The sequence below is a fragment of the Fibrella aestuarina BUZ 2 genome (assembly GCF_000331105.1).
Taxonomy (GTDB): domain Bacteria; phylum Bacteroidota; class Bacteroidia; order Cytophagales; family Spirosomataceae; genus Fibrella; species Fibrella aestuarina.
Map to the genome: position 1 here is coordinate 2,161,173 of NC_020054.1, position 15,481 is coordinate 2,176,653.

Genomic DNA, 15,481 nt, shown 5'->3' on the forward strand with positions numbered 1-15,481 from the left:
GGAGACAGAGGACGTTCACCACTGACGGGGAACCTGACTGGTTATTCGACAAAATCCAGCGGCTAACCTATCAAATTTTCATCGATAACGCAATGCGCTTCCGATTCGTATCGACTTCCAGCACTTTCACCCGAACGGTCTGGTGTACCCGGACCACCTGATTCGGGTCCGAAACGTACCGGTCGGCCAGTTGAGAAACGTGCACCAGGCCATCCTGCTTCACCCCGATATCAACGAACGCCCCGAAGGCGGTAATGTTGGTTACAACGCCCGGCAGTACCATGCCTTCGTGCAGGTCGGCAATGGTTTTAACTCGCTCATCATAGGCAAAGACGGTGAGTGCTTCCCGAGGGTCACGCCCCGGCTTATCGAGCTCCGCCAGTATATCGGTGAGCGTGGGTAGCCCCACGGTAGCGGATACGTACCTGTCGGGTTTGATTTGTTTGCGCAGGTCGGCTTTCTGCACCAGGTCGGCGACCGAGCAGCCCAGATCGGCCGCCATCCGACCTACCAGTTCGTAGCGCTCGGGGTGAACAGCCGAGTTGTCGAGCGGATTCTTGGCGTTGGCGATGCGCAGGAAGCCAGCCGCCTGTTCGTAGGCTTTGGGACCCAGCCGGGGTACCTTCTTGAGTTGTTCCCGCGAGTGGAAAGCGCCGTTCTGCGCGCGATACGTTACAATGTTCTGCGCCAGTTGCGGCCCCAGCCCCGATACGTACTGCAGCAGATACGCGCTCGCCGTGTTGAGTGACACGCCTACGGAGTTCACGCAACTTTCGACCACGTCATCGAGGCCTTTTTTGAGCGCGTTCTGGTCGACGTCGTGCTGGTATTGCCCAACCCCAATTGACTTAGGATCGATCTTAACCAGTTCGGCCAGGGGGTCCATCAGCCGCCGCCCAATACTGACGGCACCCCGCACGGTGACATCCTTATCGGGAAACTCCTGCCGGGCCACCTCAGACGCCGAATAGATGGATGCACCCTGCTCGCTAACCATCACCACCGGTTTACCGAGGTTCAGGCGCTGCACAAAGGCCTCTGTCTCGCGCCCGGCCGTGCCATTACCAATCGCGATGGCGTCGATCTGATGCGTCTGCACGAGCGTCTGCACGGTCTGGGCCGCGCGCTGCTTTTCGGCCTCTGACGCAAATAAATTCAGCACTGTTTCGGTCAGTAGGTTGCCCTGTGCGTCGAGGCAAACCGTTTTACAGCCCGTGCGGTAGCCGGGGTCGATGGCCATCACCCGTTTTTGACCCAGCGGCGCACTCAGCAGCAACTGCCGCAGGTTGGCGGCGAAGATGCGGATTGCCTCTTCGTCGGCTTTGTCTTTTGAGCGGTTGTCAAACTCCGTTTCCAGGGCAGGCCGCAGTAGTCGTTTGTAACTGTCTCTGATTGCCAATGCCACCTGGTCTTGGCTGGCTTTATTTCGGTCCGCTGTTTCGGCTCCGGCGTAATGCTGGCCTAGAAACTGCCGGTCGAGGCGATCGAGCGCTGCCTCTTCGTCGGGGGCAATACTGACGTTCAGGATACCTTCGGCCTCCCCACGGCGCAGTGCCAGCAGGCGATGGGAGGGAACGCGCCGCAGCGGTTCGGCAAAATCAAAGTAGTCTTTGTATTTCTGCCCATCGGTTTCCTTGCCTTTTTTCACCGTTGATCGGATAATGGCTTCGCGCTCAAATAGAAGCCGGATCCGCTGCCGGGCATCGGCATCGTCGCTGATTCGCTCGGCAATGATATCGCGGGCTCCTTGCAGGGCGTCGGCTACGGTGAGGGGAGCCTGTCCCGCTTTGGCGGGGTTATCGCTAATATAACGGCGGGCCGTCTGTTCCGGGTTGGGATCGCGAAGGCTAAAAATGCGGTCGGCAAGGGGTTCGAGGCCCCGTTCTATGGCCATCATCGCCCGGGTTTTTCGTTTTTGCTTGAAAGGCAGGTAAAGGTCTTCCAGTTGAGTAAGCGTGGTGGCGCCTTCCAGCTTCTGACGGAGGTCGGCGGTTAGTTTGCCCTGCTCGGTAATGCTGCTGAGAATGGCGTCGCGGCGTTTATCAAGGGCCAGTAAAGCCTGTGCCTGATCGCGGACGGCGGCAATCTGTACTTCATCGAAGCCGCCAGTGGCCTCTTTTCGATAACGGGCGATGAAAGGGACCGTTGCGCCGTCAGCTAACAACTGAAGGGTTTGGGTTACCGATCTGACAGGCAGATTAAGCCGGCCAGCAACTAGTGAATCGTAGGAAATAGGCATCGAACAGAGAACGTGTAGCTGCGAAAGGGGGGCAGCGTTCAAATGCCAAAATTAACCGGCCAGCCGTATTCAGAAGGGTCTGTTTCAAATTAGCGGCTTAGCTATCAAAAAATATGCCAACAGTAATTTATTCATCATATGAAGTAAATGGATGGGTCCAAGGCTGGTGATTAAGTACTAACTATCAAAAAGTCTATTTTTATTCACGAGCCATTCAAACGTTTTTAGCTGTATTTTCTTGATAATTTTTGTTTCCGGGTAACCGTCAGGATACAGTTAGACTGCGCTTAGTAGCTCGCTATAACTATGAATAGTTTAATGATAAATTAAATAAATTACATGAAAATTCAATCATTTAGCGATTTATACGTACTCAGGCTACTTTAATTTTCTGTCAATGGGGTGTTTACTATCTATGAGTAATTTCTGCTAAGTGTTCTGCTTTAAATGTAACTAGCTGATTACTATGTACATTGATGGCATATTATTTGACGAAGGATTTGTCATACATCCAACTTTATATCTATGAGAAGAGCCTATACGTGCAGCGAACGCCCTGTTCGTCTTTCCGCCGCCACTATGTCGCTACCAGCGAGCAGGCGATCCTAAGCAGCTACGCCAACGTCTGCTAATTCACTTCCCAGTTAACGGGTCAATCTCTTTCTGAAGGGTTTTGCGTGTAGCAAATCACTCAGATCCTTTGTGTTTCATTAAGTAGCTCTGCCGGGCTAATGGCGACGCTTTAATTAGGCGGAAGGGCTGCTCCATACCTTTATCTAACCATGACAGAACAACTAAAACAGTGCATTCTATCCTACCTGAATTTGCGTCGATCACTGCTCTGGACGCTTCGAGAAATTAACCATCAGCGCGCCGACTGGTACCATGATATTGGCCTGACAGCCGCGATCAAGCGCCAACGCGAACGGGATGCCAGTGGCTGGAACTTCGCTGAATTACAGCAAATTGCCGATTGGACCGGGGCGTCGAAACAGCCCATCATCTTATTAAAAAGCAAGCTGGTCGATGTGCCAGGTCTGGTCGCCCGGATGCCGGTACATGACCGGCAACGGTTTTATCAGAAGTGTAATATGGATTTGCAAAAGCTCAATGTTCGGGTCCACAATATCAACGCCTGGAAGCTGGATGAGCTGGAGCGGATTGTGAAATATATCGACGAGGTAGGTCAGCGTTAATAGCCGCCTGCAGCGCAATCAGGTCGGGCTCGGGTTTGTAAATCCGGGCCCGACATTTTTTTAGAATACGACCGGACGAAGTCTGAAGTTCGGACGACGTATATAAGGTGGCGGTTTCGTGTTTCAGCCAACTGATCAGGCCCGTTATTTTCTGCTTATGCTGCAAAGCCAATTGCTGAGGTTGATAATAGACCGTTAAGCAGAAGACAGCTAGTAGTCCCAGGCGACCAAAGGAAATAACCGCTCGAGACGTAGGCACGTCGCGCAACAAAAAGGTCGTGTAGAGCCCAATAGTGATCATGGCCGACAGCAACTGGTACCGAGAGTTGAAAGCCGTGTTGACACCGATGCGACAGCGAGAAAAAGCGATGAGCAGGTCGACCGCGAAGAACAGTGCAATGAAAGTATACACTAGTGGGTGCCGACGAGCGTACCCACTCAGCGTTAGATAGCCGAAGTAACCCCAGCTAACCAAACCGATGGCGTAGCAAATCGCCAGATTCAACTGCCAAAGTGTAGGGTTGGTCCAAGGCACCTGAAAGCTGGCTCCCGGAAAGGAAACGGCAAACCGCACAAATACGCTGCCATGATCGCGCAGCAAGGTAAGCGGCTGCTGGCTAAGGGTCGTTGGCTGATAACCGTGAAGGTAGGCGATCATAATTAGCGCGGCGCTTACCAGCCAAACCAGGCAGACATACCACCGCTGGTGTAACAGCAACAAGAGCAGACCACCCGCCCACGCCAGTGCACCGCATCCGAATGAAAAGGTGGCAATGACAGCGCAAGCAGTGCCTATCCCTAACCAACGTACCTGGCTCCAGCCGTTACCTCGTTGGAGTTGATGCAGGCTTATAAGCGTTAAGGTCATGCCGAGGAGCGCCGGGTAAGACTGAGACCCGCCTGATACAAACAGGTACGTCTCCCAGGTATTCAGGCTAAACAGCAGCAGTACGAGCGGTAGCAACCGTTGCGGACTTAGCCGGACACCGCATAAGCGAATAAACCACAAGACTGCCCAGAGCAGTCCGGCCAGGAAAAGACTTTGCCACAACAAGAGTTGACGGAAATTGGCCTCGCCCAGCAGGGAATAGTTCAGCAGTGCCAAGAGTCGGCTAACGACAATCCGGTGTTCGTTGTGCTGGCCCAGTAACAAATCGAACCGACGAGCTGGGTTGGCCTCATAGTCCAGCAGAAACTGGAGCGTGGCCTGATAATCATCGGATACAGGTACGTTGATCGCATATTGATTGAGTACCCAATAATAGCTAGTCAACGCTATGACAATCAGTACGATTGACAGTAGAGTCGTCCAGAAACTAGCTGTGTTTGGCCAGTGGATGCGAGCACGCCACGAAAGGCTTGATGGTGTTAGGATCAGCATCGTTATCTTGGTTAAGCAAGCATCAAACAAGCTATGAAAAATCGTGCCTGTATCTGCTTACACCTTATTTGGTAACGATGCTGATTAGTAAACGGTCGTAAAGGGCGTTTTATAGTTACATGAGCGAGGCCAGCCGGATGCTGACCGCCCGCTTGTGCGCGTCGAGCGATTCGGCCTCAGCCATGGCTTCAACTACCGGCCCCAGTCCCTGTAATCCCTGCGGCGTAATCGACTGAACGGTTATTTTCTTCACGAAGCTGTCGAGTGATACACCGCTGTAAGCGCGGGCAAAGCCGTTGGTCGGGAGGGTGTGGTTGGTCCCTGAGGCGTAGTCGCCCGCTGACTCCGGGGTGTAGTTGCCCAGGAAGATCGATCCGGCATTGGTGATCTGCTCGGCTACCGTTTCGGCCTCGGCGACGCTCAGGATCAGGTGCTCAGCGGCATACTGATTCAGTAGCTCGACCGCGTCGGCCGACGTATCAACCAGAATGGCTTTGCTGTTGCCAATGGCTTTAGCCGCCAGGTCGCGGCGGGGGAGACGGCTCAGTTGGGTATCAAGCACCAGATTGACCGCCGACAGGAGTTTCTTGCTGGTCGAAACGAGCAACACCTGGCTGTCGGCACCGTGCTCGGCCTGCGACAGCAGATCGGCGGCAACGAAAGCGGGCACGGCCGTATCGTCGGCGTAAATGGCTACTTCGCTCGGGCCGGCGGGCATGTCGATGGCCGTTCCTTCTTTCGCCACCAGCATCTTGGCCGCGGTAACAAACTGGTTGCCTGGCCCAAAAATTTTGTACACCTGCGGGACGCTCTCGGTGCCATAGGCCATGGCTGCAATGGCCTGCGCCCCACCGAGGCGGAAGACCTTCGTGACACCCACCAGTTTGGCCGCAAAGTAGATGGCGGGGTGGTTTGATGGCGAACACAGCACCACTTCGCGGCAACCCGCCAATTGCGCGGGCACCCCCAGCATCAGTACTGTGCTGAACAGCGGAGCCGTGCCGCCGGGGATATAGATGCCCACTTTGTCGATACCCACGCTGCGCCGCCAGCAGGTTACGCCCGGCATGGTTTCGATTTTCTCGATGGGTTGCTTCTGCGCTTCGTGAAACGTGCGGATATTCTGGTAGGCCTGCCGGATAGCTGCTTTCAGGTCGTCGCTCAACTGAGCTTCGGCCGCGTCGAGTTCATCCGCGGAAACGGCCAGTCCGGTTGCTGAGAGGTCAATCTGATCAAAGCGGGCAGCCAGTTCGATCAGGGCGACGTCGCCCCGCTCACGTACCTGCGCCAGAATGGGGGCCACAACGGGTTCGATCTGCGCGGATGACTGCGTTGGGCGAGCCAATAGACGCGGCCACTCGGCCCGGTCGGGAAAGGGAATGATTTGCATCTCGCTCTTACGAGAATGGACAATGTATAATGCACAATGTACAATGGGCTTGCTTTTGCAACGTACCTACGCAGTACGGGGCCATTGTACATTGTGTATTATACATTGTCCATTCAATTAATTGATCATTTTCTCAATCGGGACGACCAGAATGCCCTCGGCACCGGCGGCGCGGATGGCTTCGATGTTTTCCCAGAAGGCGTTTTCGTTGATGACCGAATGCACCGAGCTCCAGCCTTCCGTGGCCAGGGGCGTTACGGTGGGGGCCTTCATGCCGGGCAGCAACTTGGCAATGGACGGAATCGCGTGGTTGGGGGCATTCAGCACAATGTATTTATTGTTCTTGGCCGCCTGCACGGCGTTGATCCGGAACAGCAACTGATCGAGGAGCGTCTGCTTCTCGGCGGGCAGGGCCGGGTGCGCGATCATGATGGCCTCCGACCGGAAGATCGTTTCTACCTCTTTGAGCCCATTGCTCAACAGCGTGCTGCCCGAGCTGACAATGTCGCAAACGGCTTCGGCAAGCCCAATGCTCGGCGCGATCTCGACGGATCCGCTGATTTCATGAATCGCCGCGCTGACGCCCTGTTCGGCCAGGTACGTACCCAGCAGGCGCGGATACGACGTAGCGATGTTTTTGCCATCCAGGTCGCGGATATCGGTGTAGGCTTCGCCGCGCGGAATGGCGATCGACAGGCGGCATTTGGAAAACCCCAGCCGGTGAACGGTCGTTACGTGCCGGCCCGTTTCGACGGCTACGTTTTCGCCCACGATACCGAGGTCGGCCACGCCGTCCTCAACATACCCGGGGATGTCGTCGTCGCGCAGGAACAAAAATTCCGCCGCGAAATTAGACGAAACCGATTTGAGCTTGCCCGTACCGTAGTCAAAGCGAATACCGCAGGCTTTGAAGAGTTGATATGAATCTTCGCTCAGCCGCCCCGATTTCTGGAGCGCAATGCGAATAGGTGATGCCATTGGGTGAGGTGGTCAAATTTGCGGGTGCAAAGATAGCGGTAAAACCGGAGGAAGGTGAGGATAGAAGCCGCTTGAGCGCGCGAAAGCGTCGGCGACTGATTGGCTGTGTTCTGAGCCGTTACCTTTTCGGATGAGAACAGATGAAAGAAGACTTGCCCCGCGAGGTAACGTACCGGACTTTATTCAGCTTTCTACCAGTTCATCTGCGATGAAAACACGCTACTGTTTTCTGATTGTGTGGCTACTGTACCTGATGCCAACCTGGCTTTGGGCACAGTCGATAACGCTTACTAATCAACAGTTTATTAACGTGTGCGCCGGTTCAGCAGTGAGCGTATCTTTCGCCACCGCAGGTACGTTTGACGCTGGTAACACGTTTCGAGTGCAGCTGTCGAGCGATTACGATCAGCCGTTTGTTGACCTGCCAGCTACGTTCAGCACCAGTTCAGCCACGTTTACAGTGCCTGCTTCGGCTACGGCTGGCTCGAATTACCGGTATCGGATCGCGGCGAGCGCACCCAAGGTACAAAGCCCCGCCAGCGCCGTCACTTTTCGCGTCAGCCGGTTTGCTGAAGCTGTTCTAATGGCTGGTCCGGCGGATAGTTTGCTTCTGAACCCCTACACCGCCCGGTCTTTAGCCGTGCAATTTACGGGTGGTTCGGCTTATACACTGACTACGCAGAATGATGAGGTATTTGTTGGGAATTATGATCCTTTGCTGCCCAGTTCGTTACCGGTATTTCCAGCTCAGACGACTACCTACGCGCTGAAAAGCGTACGCAATGCCTGTGGGCTAGGGAAAGCTAGCGGTAGCGCGACTATCCGGGTCAACGCGGTGGCTATTCAGTCGATATACAGCCCCGACAGCCGATTGTGTGCTGACCAGCCAATTCCCATTTATTATTCGTCCGAAAAACCACTACCGCCCAACAGTACGTTTGAGGCGCGCCTCTACGATGCCCGCAACCCGAGCCAGTCCATACCCGTTTCGGTGAGCGAAACGGCCAGCCCGCTGATGGTGACCATACCACGGACGCTGCCCCCCGGTTGGTCGTCGAGCTACCGGATTTACCTGTATTCCAAGCTGGCTGGCGTAGCCTTTTGGTATCCCAATTCGGAACTGGATGAAATTGGACGAGAACCGGTTACCCCCCGGCTGTCGTTGTCTGGACCTGCCAGTGCGCCGTTTGCCGGGGAGACGTCGGTGGTGCTCAGCTACTCGACAGCACCGCTCGGAACCGTGATGCTGAGCGATGGGCGACAAGCTACTATCGCTGGCACAGGTTCACAGAAACTTACGATACAACCAACGCGCCCAACCGCCTACAGCATTGTTGACTTTACAAACACCTGCCGGGTGGAGCCTACCTACGGAAATCGAACGGTCGTTGTACAAACGGCTCCTGGTTTCCGGGTCGATTCGCTGTCGAGTTATACGGCCTGCGTTGGTCAGCCGATAACCCTCTATTACACGGCTTCGGCTGGTTATAATAAGCCACTACCGGCTCAGCTACGCATCAAAGCCGGCTATCTGGCGTGGACTACGGCTACGGTTACACGGCCCGGGCAGCTAACATTTACGGCGGCTCCCAGTGATTATTCGGCAGTCACCTCGCCAACATTACAACTGCGCGACGCCGCGACCGATAGCCTGATTATGGGGGCTGATCTGGGTCTTCTGGTCAAAACGAAACCTGTTTTTAGCTTGTCGTCCCGCTTTATTGTCGGCGAGGAAGAGCCGGGCCCGAACGTACTGTTGGGAACGGTGATGCGGGCGGGCAGCGAACTGATGACGATCTCCTTGTCGACGGGGAACCAGTATGTGGTGTCCAACAAATACAATGGCGTATCGCTTCCTGTGTTCGTAACAGAGACCACGACCTACTCGGTGGTCGCGACCAGTAACGAATGTGGCACCGACAGTACCCGATCGGCGTCTACGATCACCGTTCGCAGGGCTGCCCCGGCTACGCCCGCCCAGATCCGGCTGGAATCGGCGATGCTGACCGACCCAGCCAGCCGATCGTTTGCCAGCCGACCATCGCTTTGCCCCGGCAGCGTGTATCGCTTCAGCGGCTTTACAGCCGGTACGTTTGGTGCCGACAATCAGTTTCTGCTTGAGGTAGCCGATAGCACCGGCAACTTTACGGCACCGCCAGTTATGACGAGTTCGTCGGTGGCCTCGTTATCGATGGTGCTACCTAATCCGCTGAAACCAGTTCGGGTGCGCGTGTCGTCAACAAACCCGATTGTCAGGAGCAATGAGGTTGTTCCGCTCAATTACTACACGCCCCCCAACGCGGAGTTGACGTTTAGCCTCCGAAATGGAATTAGTCAGGCAAACTCCATAACCTTGGCGACGGGCCTGCCTATCGAGCTAACGTATAAGATCACGGGCGGAAACGCTCCCTTTCGCTACGAAGGGCTCGACGGTACCCAACGCCAGTCTTCCTTTTTCATCACGCTGACGAGCCGGCCTGACAGTAGCGGGGTATATGGTATCCGCCGGTTGACAGACGCCTGCGGAATCGATGTTCGCCGGGTGCCCACCGTGCAGGTAACGACGGAAGCCCCCGACCTACTGACCGGCAGCGTCGCACCTGTGTGCACCGGATGGCCCGTCCGTATCCCGTTTGTGTGGTTAGCGACGCCTCCCCAGTCGGTCACCTACACCGTGCAGGGGTCGATCGACCAGTTCACCTGGCACCCGTTGCCGACGACGAGCGAAGCCAATGCTGTGTTGACGCGTTTTCCGGCCGAATGGGGCAACCAGTATGTTTATTATCGGATTTTGGCTAGCAACAACGGCTCGACAGTGATCGGGTCAGTCAACACGGCTGTGGTGTATGGTGTGCCGACGGGCGTGCTGATGACCGGTCCTAACCAACTGACCAGCGTCAGCCTGGAAGTGGGTGACTACGCCTATGTTTCGTTTCAGAATCATTCGATAAACAATTTGCTTGATGAGCTTACGGTGCTTAATCAGTTGACTAACGAAGCGACGCTGATCAGGTTGGGTACGTTTAACCGGTATGGTATTACTACACCAGGCACTTATAGCCTTGTCTCAGCATCGAATCAGTGTGGATACGGATCGGGGAGCGGGGCCATTCGGGTTGTTCGGAAACCAACGTTAAGCCAGTTCGTCACTAATAAAACGGCTTACTGCGCGGGGGAAACCGTTGCGGTCACTTATGCGGCAGCCAACCTTACGCCCGACAATTCGCTGTCGTTGTACCTGACCGATGGCCGGGCTACCAAAACGCTGCTAACACAGACTACCGTGGCTTCAGGTATGTATTCGTTTTCGCTAAGCCCGACAATGACGCCCGGCTCGTATTCGCTGGTGTATGAATCGGCCCTACCGGTGGAGCCGTTGAAGCAGGTAGCGCCATTTACCATACAGAACCCGCTCAGTCTCACGCTGGGGCCAGCCCGTGCCGTAGTCTATGCCGACGCCGTCCCGACGTTACCGCTGGCGGTCAATGCCAACGCGGGGCCCTACAGCGTCACCCTCAGTGCACCCGGTGGAGTGTCGGCACTGGCGGGTACGTATACGTCGGTGCTGCCGTTGTCTCGGGTAGAGACAGGTACGTATACGTTGCTGGCAGCAGCAAATCAGTGTGGGGTGGGGCACGTAACAGGCTCGGTGTCGGTTACCGTTTTGCCATTGGCCACCGTGCGTATCGAGGTCGACCCAAAAGCGACTACTCCGTTTGGCCTGTTGTGTGTGGGCAGGACGTACACCTTACCCATTTCGACCAGCGGTACATTTGGGGCCAATAACGCCTTTACCGCCTACCTGACTGACTCGACGGGGGCAACCCGATTGACGCTGCCTACAACGAGTAAAGGCGACATGCTGACGATCACGGTGCCTGCCAATGCACCCGTAGGAGAGGGATATCTGCTGCGGGTAGGAAGCTCCGAACCGGCTCATGTAGGAGCCTCATTGCGTAACGTCGTTCAGGTTCGCGCTACGCCGACGGCTATACTGACGGGTGACAACACGATTATGAAAGGCGATTCGACGCGACTGTCGGTATCGATGACCGGGGTGGGTCCGTGGCAACTCACCATCGCGGATGCACAGGGTCCCCGCTCGTTCATTGCTACTCAGAGCCCGTACAGCCTGATAGTCCGGCCCGACACGACGAGCGGCTACCGACTGACTGAAGTGCGCAATAGCCAATGTGGGGTGGGTACAGCCAGTGGAACCGCCTTGATCACTGTCTCGCGGCTGCTGGCGACTGAGCCGTTGGCCGTGCAGATACGGGTGTGGCCTAACCCCACGGCTGGTACATTGCAGGTGGCGGGCGACGTACCCAACGATGGGGCGGTGCAGCTTTCGCTGCATACCCTGCTGGGTACGTTGGTGCAGACGGTTGGGGTGCCAGCCAGGAACCGTCAACTACGCCATACCGTCGACCTGAGTCAGTTGCCTAGTGGGCTCTACATCCTAACGGCCGAACAGCAGGGGCGCAGTAGTCAGTTTAAGATCGTAAAGCACTGATGCTAAATCGACAGCGGTGCGTCGGTAACGCGTTCTGACCCGGAGCAGGGTCAGATGCCAACATACGGAGATACCCACGGAGGATAATTAACAAGGTGGCATTGTATCTGTCGTTTTTCGGCTAAATTGCAGATAGACAGCCGGTAAAGGCGCCGGAACGGCTTTTGTGTTACCTTTGTTTCATAAGTAAGCGGTTAGCTGGCCGGGAAGAAGAAGGTCAGCGTACTCATAACTTTTTCAACGCTGCAACCTTGACATTCCAAGACTTTAACCTCCACGACGACCTGCGGGCGGGCGTGGATGCCATGAATTACAAGCAGGCCACCCCTATTCAGGAACAGGCCATCCCGCTCATTCTCGACGGCAAAGACCTGATAGCCTGCGCCCAGACCGGCACCGGCAAGACGGCGGCCTTCCTCATTCCGCTACTCGACCGGATTGCCCACGCCAACCACGACCATACCAGTACGCTCGTGTTGGTGCCTACGCGCGAACTGGCTAAACAGATCGACGATCAGGTGGAAGGGTTTAGCTACTTCGTATCGGCGACCAGCATCGCCATCTATGGCGGCGGGAAAGGCGACGAATGGGACAAGCAACGCCGCGCCCTTGAAACCGGGGCCGACATCATCATCGCCACCCCGGGACGTTTGCTGGCACACATGCAATTGGGCTACGTCAACTTCGACAAGCTCGATTACCTCGTGCTCGATGAAGCCGATAAAATGCTCGACATGGGCTTCTCCGACGATATTTTGAAGATCGTCAAGATTCTGCCCACGAAACGTCAGACGTTGCTGTTCTCGGCTACGATGCCCCCCAAGATTCGCTCGTTTGCCGATCGTATTCTGCAACAGCCCGAAGAAATTCGGCTGTCGGTGTCGAAGCCCGCGGCGGGTATCGATCAGCAGGTGTATCTGGCGAAAGATCACCAGAAACTACCGTTGCTCGAGCACCTCATGGGCCAGATGGACGTGAAGAGCATGGTCTTGTTTACCTCGCGCAAATCGGAAGTGAACGCCATCGTGCGGGCGCTGGCCAAACGGGGCTATCAGGCCAAAGGCATCAGTTCCGATCTGGAACAGGAAGAGCGCGAAATAGTGCTGCGTGAGTTTAAAAACAAGCAGCTTCAGATCATCGTCGCCACCGACGTGCTCTCGCGCGGGATCGATGTGGATAACATCACGCACGTGGTCAACTTCGACGTACCCCGCGACGCCGAAGATTACGTACACCGCATTGGCCGGACGGCCCGCGCTTCAACTACCGGCACGGCGATCACGTTTGTCAACGAGGCCGACATGAACAAACTGGGCCGGATTGAAAAGCTCATTGAGCGCAAACTCGACCGGCTGAGCGTGACCGAAGAACTAGGACTTGGCCCGGCACCCGTGGCGGGCGTCCGCGATGAACCAGGCCCTTTCAGCCGGAGTCGCGATGGTCGTGGTCGTCCAGGAGCGGGATCGGATCGCCGGGCAGGCGGTCGGGGTCGCGACGGTCGGCGATCTGGCGGCGAACGGTCGCCTCGTCTAGAAGCGTCGGTATCAAATGAGAGCGCCGTAAGCGCAACCCCCGAAGCCAACCCGACTGTAGACGCGACAACGCCAAACGAGCAACGTACCCGTAAGCGCAACAACCGCCGTCGGGGCCAACGCCCGGCGGGTGAGCCAACTGCCGCCCACGCTACCGAAGCCGGTGCAGACGCGACGGTGGAAGGAGCCGCTAACCGGCCCGAGGGCTCGACCAAGCCCCGCCGCAAAAAGCGCCGCCGTGGCCCTCGCCCCGAAGGCGCTACCGTGCCTGCGCCGTCTACCACCGAAGCGAACGCTGCGTAATTAGCGAAGTCAATTAAAAAAGCAGCTGGGTCAATCGAAGGTGTCAAACCCCGATTGACCCAGCTGCTTTTTTGATACACCCGTGTAACTGGCGAATGGCCGTCGACACCGTGTTGGGTTGGGCTGGACCAACTATTGCCAACACATTATTTCTCGATCATCTAGGCCATTCCCGACATCGTCGCTATGAAATAGTTTGACGCATACACACCGAGCATCACGAGCAATCTGTTCTGCGGTTTCTCCTCGTACGCGATGTCGTAGCTGTAGTCGAACCGACTCCAATTGAATTTTGGATCGAGCTGGAGCACCTGTTCTTCATTCTTGTTTTCGATAACGAACTTGTTGTAGAAGAGGCCTTTGGCTTTTAGCGCAAATTCCTCTCCATCCTGAAATGCAAAAATGATTTGGCCATGCCAGTTCATTTTTAAGTTGGCTACGTCTACCCCGGCTTTTGTTACAGTAATGGTGGTGCCGAAAAGCCCGGTGGGCTTAACAGCATATACATTAGCATCTGCCATCTTGATGTCAACGGCGAGCGAAAACAAATTGTCGTAAATCAGCTGCCCGATCAGCTCTCCATTTTCTGTGACCTGCACGGTCTTTCTATCTGTCGATGTTGCTTTCATTTGTCGAGCGAAATTGGCTGGTTAACTTCGTTAGATCCTTTGGTAATAGCCAGTAAATCAGCAGCATACAAACTAACTCTGTGCGTAGTTTATACTCGTTTACTCCTTGGAATTGGGATAGGCGGCGTCTGCACGACAACCACTGGCAACCATCGTCGTTTATAGGCGAACTTAAGCGGGCGTACGTATTCGGCTACCGATACGCCTTTGCCTCTCGAATCAGGAACTTGTATTCGGTTATGTCGAGCGTTTTTTTGTAGTAGGCTTTAGCCTGAGTGGGGTTGTTGGCACGGGCTGCAATCCGGGCAAGGCCTGCGTAGGCTAGGCCATGCTCCTCCTGCGTGAACGCAATGTTGACCGGCTGTTTCAGCGAAGCCTGATAGAACCTGGCCGCTTCGGCGTCGTTCTTTTCGGCTTTTTCGGCTAGCATACCCTCGAAGGTGTTGATGGCGGCGGGCAACAGCTTGTGCTGCATGGTTTTGAGCCGCTTCAGGGCCGAGTCGGCTTCAGGGTATCTGCCCGCCAACAGCAGCGCCTCCACGTACCTGAGCAGGAAGATGGGGTTCTTCGGGTAATGGTCGACCAAATAATCGAGGTGCTCGACGGCCTTTGGGAAATTGGTCTCGTGCTTCACGTAGATGTGCGCCAGATAGAGGTTGGCTTCGGGGCGGGTAAACAGGGCTCGTTTGGCTGCTGTTTCCATCTGCCGTAGTCCCAGCCCAATGTCGCCGTCCTTGAAAAACACCATGAAGGGCTTCACCACGGGATGGTCGATGGGGTACCGCTCGACGTAGTAGTTGTAGAGGCCCGTCGAGAAATAAAACTCCACGTTTTTGTCCATCAGCTTGAAGCCATCTTTCATGTAGACATACGCTTTCCGCGATTCGCCCACGGCCTTCAGGCTTTCGTTGTCGAAATTGTGCTTCATGGCCATGTAACCGTGGGCGGTCAGGCCAAGAAAGATGGCTTCGGGGTCGTTTTCGTCTTTTTCAATCAGCTTCTCCACCCCCTTGATGGCAGCATCGACCTGTTGCACATACTGATTCGTCATCGTGCGGCTTTCGCTGATGGGCAGGTGTTGCCAGTACAGAATCAGCGCCCGCAGCACCGGCACCACGGGGCTTTGCGGGTAGCGGGCCTGAAGCTGCCGCAGGTACGTACCCGCTTCGGTAAATTCGTAATTATAGGCGTTATCGAGTACTTTGGTAACGGTTTGCTGCGCGGCGGGGTCGTTCAGGATCTGGGCAGGCGCAAAAAATGGGGTAAGCAGGAGAAGAAAAAGTAGCGGCAGGTGTTTCATAAGTAAGTTTGACGGCTGAG

The 15,481-nt window shown here is 55.5% G+C and carries 9 protein-coding genes; 3 read left to right on the plus strand and 6 right to left on the minus strand.

The window, feature by feature from the left end; all coding sequences use genetic code 11:
* Positions 1-70 precede the first annotated feature (70 nt).
* Positions 71-2,239 carry a Tex family protein gene (locus FAES_RS08755; RefSeq protein WP_015330843.1) on the minus strand — a complete coding sequence of 723 codons (2,169 nt, stop codon included), beginning with the start codon at positions 2,237-2,239 and terminating at the stop codon, positions 71-73.
* A gap of 782 nt (positions 2,240-3,021) precedes the next feature.
* Between FAES_RS08755 and FAES_RS30005 the strand changes: the two genes are divergently transcribed.
* Positions 3,022-3,435 (plus strand): hypothetical protein, encoded by a 414-nt coding sequence (locus FAES_RS30005; RefSeq protein WP_015330844.1) that lies wholly within the window; start codon positions 3,022-3,024, stop codon positions 3,433-3,435.
* Here the strand turns inward: FAES_RS30005 and FAES_RS08760 are convergent.
* The 3 genes from FAES_RS08760 to hisG all read right to left on the minus strand — a co-directional run bounded on the left by FAES_RS08760 (position 3,368) and on the right by hisG (position 7,184).
* Positions 3,368-4,846 carry a hypothetical protein gene (locus FAES_RS08760; RefSeq protein WP_148289327.1) on the minus strand — a complete coding sequence of 493 codons (1,479 nt, stop codon included), beginning with the start codon at positions 4,844-4,846 and terminating at the stop codon, positions 3,368-3,370. The genes FAES_RS30005 and FAES_RS08760 overlap by 68 nt on opposite strands.
* A gap of 85 nt (positions 4,847-4,931) precedes the next feature.
* A complete protein-coding gene (gene hisD, locus FAES_RS08765; protein ID WP_015330846.1) occupies positions 4,932-6,206 on the minus strand; it encodes a histidinol dehydrogenase in 1,275 nt (424 codons plus the stop codon).
* Positions 6,207-6,323: 117 nt separating this feature from the next.
* Positions 6,324-7,184 (minus strand): ATP phosphoribosyltransferase, encoded by an 861-nt coding sequence (gene hisG / locus FAES_RS08770; protein ID WP_015330847.1) that lies wholly within the window; start codon positions 7,182-7,184, stop codon positions 6,324-6,326.
* A 208-nt stretch (positions 7,185-7,392) separates the two neighbouring features.
* Here hisG and FAES_RS08775 point away from each other — a divergent pair, with 208 nt between their 5' ends.
* Both FAES_RS08775 and FAES_RS08780 read left to right on the plus strand, forming a co-directional pair.
* Complete coding sequence (locus tag FAES_RS08775; protein WP_041257689.1) at positions 7,393-11,697, plus strand: T9SS type A sorting domain-containing protein; 4,305 nt, start codon at positions 7,393-7,395, stop codon at positions 11,695-11,697.
* Between the two features lie 305 nt (positions 11,698-12,002).
* Positions 12,003-13,532 carry a DEAD/DEAH box helicase gene (locus tag FAES_RS08780; protein WP_085950708.1) on the plus strand — a complete coding sequence of 510 codons (1,530 nt, stop codon included), beginning with the start codon at positions 12,003-12,005 and terminating at the stop codon, positions 13,530-13,532.
* A 161-nt stretch (positions 13,533-13,693) separates the two neighbouring features.
* On the opposite strand, the gene FAES_RS08785 is transcribed toward FAES_RS08780, so the two are convergent.
* Positions 13,694-14,161, minus strand: coding sequence for a hypothetical protein (locus FAES_RS08785; protein WP_015330850.1), 468 nt, complete (start codon positions 14,159-14,161; stop codon positions 13,694-13,696).
* A 193-nt stretch (positions 14,162-14,354) separates the two neighbouring features.
* Positions 14,355-15,461, minus strand: a complete 1,107-nt coding sequence (locus FAES_RS08790) for a tetratricopeptide repeat protein (protein WP_015330851.1) — start codon at positions 15,459-15,461, stop codon at positions 14,355-14,357.
* Positions 15,462-15,481: the final 20 nt, after the last annotated feature.

Excerpts from the sequence above, each read along its gene's own strand:
- FAES_RS08755 (WP_015330843.1), bottom strand. The coding sequence starts at position 2,239 with ATGCCTATTTCCTACGATTCACTAGTTGCTGGCCGGCTTAATCTGCCT.
- FAES_RS30005 (WP_015330844.1), top strand. The coding sequence starts at position 3,022 with ATGACAGAACAACTAAAACAGTGCATTCTATCCTACCTGAATTTGCGT.
- hisD (WP_015330846.1), bottom strand. The coding sequence starts at position 6,206 with ATGCAAATCATTCCCTTTCCCGACCGGGCCGAGTGGCCGCGTCTATTG.
- hisG (WP_015330847.1), bottom strand. The coding sequence starts at position 7,184 with ATGGCATCACCTATTCGCATTGCGCTCCAGAAATCGGGGCGGCTGAGC.
- FAES_RS08775 (WP_041257689.1), top strand. The coding sequence starts at position 7,393 with ATGAAAACACGCTACTGTTTTCTGATTGTGTGGCTACTGTACCTGATG.
- FAES_RS08780 (WP_085950708.1), top strand. The coding sequence starts at position 12,003 with ATGAATTACAAGCAGGCCACCCCTATTCAGGAACAGGCCATCCCGCTC.
- FAES_RS08785 (WP_015330850.1), bottom strand. The coding sequence starts at position 14,161 with ATGAAAGCAACATCGACAGATAGAAAGACCGTGCAGGTCACAGAAAAT.
- FAES_RS08790 (WP_015330851.1), bottom strand. The coding sequence starts at position 15,461 with ATGAAACACCTGCCGCTACTTTTTCTTCTCCTGCTTACCCCATTTTTT.